This window comes from Geomonas sp. (assembly GCF_035254065.1).
Classification (GTDB): domain Bacteria; phylum Desulfobacterota; class Desulfuromonadia; order Geobacterales; family Geobacteraceae; genus Geomonas.
Genome location: NZ_DATFBA010000230.1, coordinates 1 through 5,208 on the forward strand (window position 1 = coordinate 1; position 5,208 = coordinate 5,208).

General features: G+C 59.2%; 6 protein-coding genes and 1 riboswitch. Of the genes, 3 read left to right on the plus strand and 3 right to left on the minus strand.

The genetic code is table 11. The features are described 5' to 3' along the window. Both VJ604_RS10870 and VJ604_RS10875 read right to left on the minus strand, forming a co-directional pair. The coding region (locus tag VJ604_RS10870; protein ID WP_324082396.1) for an HlyD family secretion protein at window positions 1-961 on the minus strand (961 nt) is incomplete at its 3' end. Between the two features lie 108 nt (window positions 962-1,069). Then, window positions 1,070-2,413: a TolC family protein gene (locus VJ604_RS10875; RefSeq protein ID WP_324082399.1), complete on the minus strand. Its 1,344-nt coding sequence runs from the start codon at window positions 2,411-2,413 to the stop codon at window positions 1,070-1,072. Between the two features lie 262 nt (window positions 2,414-2,675). On the opposite strand from VJ604_RS10875, the gene VJ604_RS10880 reads away from it, so the two are divergent. Further along, complete coding sequence (locus VJ604_RS10880; protein WP_324082401.1) at window positions 2,676-3,125, plus strand: hypothetical protein; 450 nt, start codon at window positions 2,676-2,678, stop codon at window positions 3,123-3,125. Between the two features lie 119 nt (window positions 3,126-3,244). Then, a complete protein-coding gene (locus VJ604_RS10885) occupies window positions 3,245-3,604 on the plus strand; it encodes a cysteine rich repeat-containing protein (protein WP_324082404.1) in 360 nt (119 codons plus the stop codon). Window positions 3,605-3,730: 126 nt separating this feature from the next. On the opposite strand, the gene VJ604_RS10890 is transcribed toward VJ604_RS10885, so the two are convergent. Continuing rightward, the gene (locus VJ604_RS10890; protein WP_324082406.1) at window positions 3,731-4,330 is read right to left on the minus strand and encodes a hypothetical protein; all 600 of its coding nucleotides are present in this window, start codon (window positions 4,328-4,330) and stop codon (window positions 3,731-3,733) included. 318 nt (window positions 4,331-4,648) lie between these two features. Then, window positions 4,649-4,726, plus strand: a riboswitch (cyclic di-GMP riboswitch). Window positions 4,727-4,821: 95 nt separating this feature from the next. Here VJ604_RS10890 and VJ604_RS10895 point away from each other — a divergent pair. Beyond that, on the plus strand, window positions 4,822-5,208 hold a 387-nt coding region (locus VJ604_RS10895; RefSeq protein WP_324082407.1), incomplete at its 3' end, for an MBL fold metallo-hydrolase.

A 5,208-nucleotide genomic window follows, 5' to 3' on the forward strand; every position in this document is an offset into this window, starting at 1 on the left:
GCTTCAGCTCCCGGTTTGCGTTCTCCAGGTCGATCTTGATCCGGTACACCAGGGTCACCCGCTCGGCATGGGTCTCCACGCTCTTCGGGGTGAACTCCGCCTCGGAGGAGATGAACGATATCCTGCCGCGATAGCGCTTGCCGGGAAAGGTGTCGGTGGTCACCACCGCCTCGTCTCCCCAGTGCACTTTCCCGAGGTCGGTTTCCGGCACGTACCCCCTCAGCCAGACATGATCCAGGTCCGCGATCGTCACCACCGGCGACCCCGGCGACATCACCTCCCCCAGTTCCGCCTGGCGCACGGTCACCACGCCGCTGATGGGGGCCGCCAGAGTTGCATAGCCGAGCCTTACCCTGGAAAGCTGCAGGTTCTCGCGGGCAGCCTTCACATTGGCCCGGTTGATGGCGATCTGCTCCTTCCTGGTCCCCTCCTCCAGCTCGCTCAGGTTCTCCTGGGCCCGCTGGTAGACAGCTTCCGCGCGCTTCAGGTTGGTTGCCGCTATGTCACGCGCCTCCGCCGAGATCTCATCTTTCTCGTACAGTGCCTGGTTCCGCTGGTACTCCTTTCTCCTAAGATCCAGGTCGGCCTTGGCATCCAGCAGCGATTGGCGTCCAGCCTTGACCTCCTGATGACGAGTCCCGGCCATCGCCAATGCCAGTTCAGCCTCGCGGGAATGAACGACAGCCTGGTCCGAGGCGACCTGCTGGCGATAGTCGTTGCTATCCAGCTCGGCGATCCTGTCTCCGGCCCTGACCACTCCCCCTTCCTCCACCAGGAGCTTCACCAGCCGCCCCTGCACCTTGAACCCCACCACGCTTTCATGGGCCTCGATGTTCCCGGAGATGGCAAGCGAGGTGCGGGGCCGGTGCCGTTCCCGCCAGCTGACGATGGAGTAAGCCGAGACGGCCACCACCGCAATCACCAGCAGTATCGGGATCAGCTTCTTTCTCGGTAAGTTCATGTCCGCCTCACCCCCATCCTCACCTACTTCTCCCCTCCTCCCAACACTCCCTCCCCTTCAAGGGGAGGGGTGGGGTGGGGTGAGAGGATGGGGTTACTGGATTATCGATCACTGAATCCCCAGAAAGCTCCTATAGGTCATCTCCGTATCCCCCAGGGCGCGCGCCAGCGCGATCTTCGCGTCGGCATACCCCGTGAGGGCCAGGATCCGGTTCTGCTGGGCGCGAGCGAGGGCGTCCTGCGCGTTCACCACCTCGATGTTGTCGGCCACCCCGTGCCGGAACCGGTCCTCCGCCATGGTGAGCTCGCGCTCGGCAAGGGTAAGTCCCTCCTGGGCCACCTTGACCTGGTCTCCCGACGACTCCAGGTTGAGGAGCGCTCCCCTGACGTCCTGCTCTATACCGCGGCGCTCATCCGCAATCTGCGCCTCCACCCGCTGGAGCCGGCTCTGCAGCTCCTTGCGCTCCCCTTCCCTGTCCAGGTCGAAAATGGTGAACTGGAGGTCGACCTTCACCAGGCCGGTCTGCTGCAGATCGCCCAAGGTCGGCCCATTCCCTCCGTAGTTGGCGCTTAAGGTCAGCTTCGGATAGTAGCGCGCCCGCGACGCCTTGAGCTGCTCCTCCAGCGAATCGTGCTGCAGGGAAAGGGAGCGGTAGTCGGCCCGCTGCTTCAGCGCGTCGGTCACCGCCTCCTCGATCTGCGGCGCCTCAAGAGCCTTGTAGGCAAGCGGCTCGGCGAGCACCAGCGGGGTTCCGGGAGACAGACCTATGGTGCGTGCCAGCATCATCACCGACTGCTTCACCGCATTTTGCGCCACCATCAACGATTGCCGGTCGTTGGCAAGTTGCACCTGTGCGCGCAGCACGTCAACGCCGGTGGCGACCCCGACGTCATGCTGATCTCGAGCCAGCTTCTCCAGCGTCTCCGAGGTCGCCACCCGCGACTGGGCCGCCTCGGCCTGTGCGAGCAGCGATTGTACCTGCAGATACTGGCCCGCCACTTCCCTGATCACCTGGTTTCGCACGTCCCGGAAGTCCTGCACCCTGGCCTGCTTATCTTTGCCGCTTGCCTTGATTTGGTGGTAGGCCTGCAGGTCGATGATGGACTGGTCTGCGTAGGCGCGGAAGTCCCAGGTGGTGAAGGGCCCCACAATCGAAGGGGAGCCGGCGAAGTTGATTCCCAGTGCCCTGATGTTGATCGACTGGTAGGTGAAACTCGGTTCCAAGCGGGCATGCGGCAGGTATTTGGCGAGCTGCCGCTCGTGGCTCCCCTCGGCTTCCGCAACCCTGGTGACGGCGGTGATGAGGGCGAGGTTGGTATCGATCCCCCTGCGGATTGCCTGCTCCAAGGTGAGCCGGAGCGGCGCGGGCGGGACCCTTTCGCCACAGGCCGGGCCCGCCTGCCAAAGGAAGGCAAGCAATGCAAGGATGGAGATGTTTCTCACGAGCGTCATGCGTTATCGATTCTCCGCCTTAAATCCCCTCTCGCGAAGGGGGAGGGTTAAGGAAGGTGGGTACGACGGAGGTTAGCCCGTTAATGGCAAGACCTGCCTCCCCTTGATAATGAGAGTATAGAATGGAAAATGGACCGCACAAGGAGCTATGCCTGCGATTTTCTTTGGGATAACGGAAACAGTCAAAACATCCGCGCCGATGGAAATAGGCGGTACAATCTTTATTAGCAATAACCAATATCAATATTCATTGGGGGGCGCAATGGAAGGCAGCGACGAACTGCTCCGGATGGAGATCACCGAACTGCATGCCTTTGCCAGACATCACCTGCAGCTGTACCTCACCTGGTATACCTTCTTCCTCACCGTCAATTTCGCCGCCATCGGCTGGTTCACCAGCGTCCTTCTGACCGGTGCTCTCAAGGTCAGTCTACCTGTTGTGTACATAGCCGCATTTTTCATCATCCAGATCATCTTCTCTTACCTGGGAAGTGTGGAGGTGCGAAAGTACTTCGAGAGCGTTCACGATCGCTGCCAGGAGATCTTCTCCTCCATCCACATCCAGTATTCAGGTTCGCAGGTTCAGGCAAAACCGGCCATTCCCTTGGACGTCTACGTCAAGATCATCCGCCTCATCTGCTATACCTTGATATCCTTTTCTTTCTTCTGGACGGCCCTGGCCATCGTGTCGATCCACCTGGTACCGCTGTGAGCTTCCTGCAATGGCCTAAGCCAGTGCCGATTGACTTTGCCATCCTTTAACATAGACTCCTTTTGTATGGAGTGAGAGTAAAGGTCGCGGCAATGACAGAACCGAGCAAGGGAGGAGCTATGAAAGCCGTTCACGCCTTGACAACTGGACTCGTGCTGGCCTGTCTGTGTGCGGCGCCGGCTCTGGCGGCCGAGGAGCAGCTCTGTTGGGGGGATATAGCGTCCTTCTGCCCGGACGTCGCACGGGGAGGCGGGGCCATGATCGACTGCCTCTCCACTCACCAGGATGAACTTTCTCCCGCCTGCCGGAGCTATATGGCAACCATGAATGAGAAGATGCAGCAGGTCAGCAAGCCCTGTCAGGACGATATCGACATCTTCTGTCCCGACGCCAAGGCTGGAGCGGGCAACGTCGCCAAGTGCCTTAAAGATCATGTCTCCGATCTATCGACCGAATGCCAGGAGAGCATGCGCCGGTAACGACAAAAGACAAGCAAATGACGACAAAAAGGCCACCCCCACCATATGTGGGCGTGGCCTTTTATCTGCAACCTTTTCACTCCCTTTCACACTGCCGCCAACAGTCCCTCTTCCGAGGTCATCATCTCAAATGGGAACGACCTCCGGGCTCGGTTGCTTTCGAGGCTTGCGTATTCGCGGTTTCTCCTCAGGGGGTTTTTCCTCAGCCCCCTCCTCCCGCATTTCCGGCTGTACCTCCGGCTTTTGTTGCTCCATATCCTGCTTTTTCTCCGCTGCCGCAGGTGGCTTCTCGGCATTTCCCTGCCCGTTCGCCTCAGGGGCTACCTCAGCGGGGCTCTCCGCACGGAAAGGCGGGATCCGTTCCCGGTCTTTCTGGTACAGGCTGTACTCACGATCACGGTATTGACGGATCTTGGCGATCTTATTCTTGCGGAGTTCACTGGGAAGGTTTTTTTTACCGACCTTGCTCCAGCTGCCGCCGTAAATGGGAGACTTGAACCAACTATCGCCGCGGTAGAGGAAATAAGCTCCATTCAGGTAAAAGAGATCATAAGGGATGCCGACCGCTATGCCGAAGCCCAACTCGGGCGGATAGACGAATTCAGGCGGTTCATCAAGGACAGCCGGTGGCCCTCCCACGTCTATGCTCATATCAATCTGCTCCTGAGCCAGTGACGGCAGCTGAAACAGCAAGATCAGTGCAGCAACCGCGAACAGCACTCTCATAGGACCCTTCCCTTCTGAAGATGACTGTGAGATTGGCAACGGATGTCAGTTTCCACAGCAACAGTGTACCAACGGGAAAGGACATGGCAATTACCGGCCGCCTCTGTGGCAGCTGAAGACCCGAGCCGGATTCACCTGTCCCAGGGCCGTTGCCTTTCTCATGCTCGCCCGCTTCTTTGACAAGGACTACAGCGAATGTCGCAATTGAAATAAGGACGGTAATTCTCCCTCAATTTACTCTCCGCCCACAGTATCTGTTGCCGCCTTGACAACTGTAGGAATCGCCAGATAATTTCAGATGAATTTCCGATAATGGTAAACGTGAAAAGCCAACCCCTCCGCGAGAAGGGTACGGAAAGCGGCGGGTCTTCCTTCGAAGATGGCCGAGCTACCACGGAGTTTTTCTCTGGTAGCTCGGCCTTTTTGCGTTATATCCGCAGTGATGCGGGAACAATGCGTGACGGGAGGCTCACATGTGCTTGATCAGGGAAGTGCTCAATCACAGTATCTCACGACGCACCTTTCTGAAGGGGGTCGGGACGACCCTCATCTCCGCGCCGCTGCTGGCCGGTCCCGCTGCGACCGTTTCGGCAGCAGCATCTCCTGGCGTGGTAATCCGACCCGGCGCGGGAAACTTCCACACCAAGGTGGTACTTCTTGGGACCGCCGGCGGGCCGCAGTGGTGGCCGGGGTCGACCCGGGCGAGTGCAGCGACGGCGCTGGTCGTGGGAGAGACCATCTACCTTATCGACCTCGGCCATGGATCTGCCCAACGGATGGCCGAGGCATTCAATTCGGGTATTTTCGTAAACACCGCCGGGGGCAAAGTCGACCAATCGGTATCCCCATTCCTTCGAAATGCCGATGCTCTCTTCTTC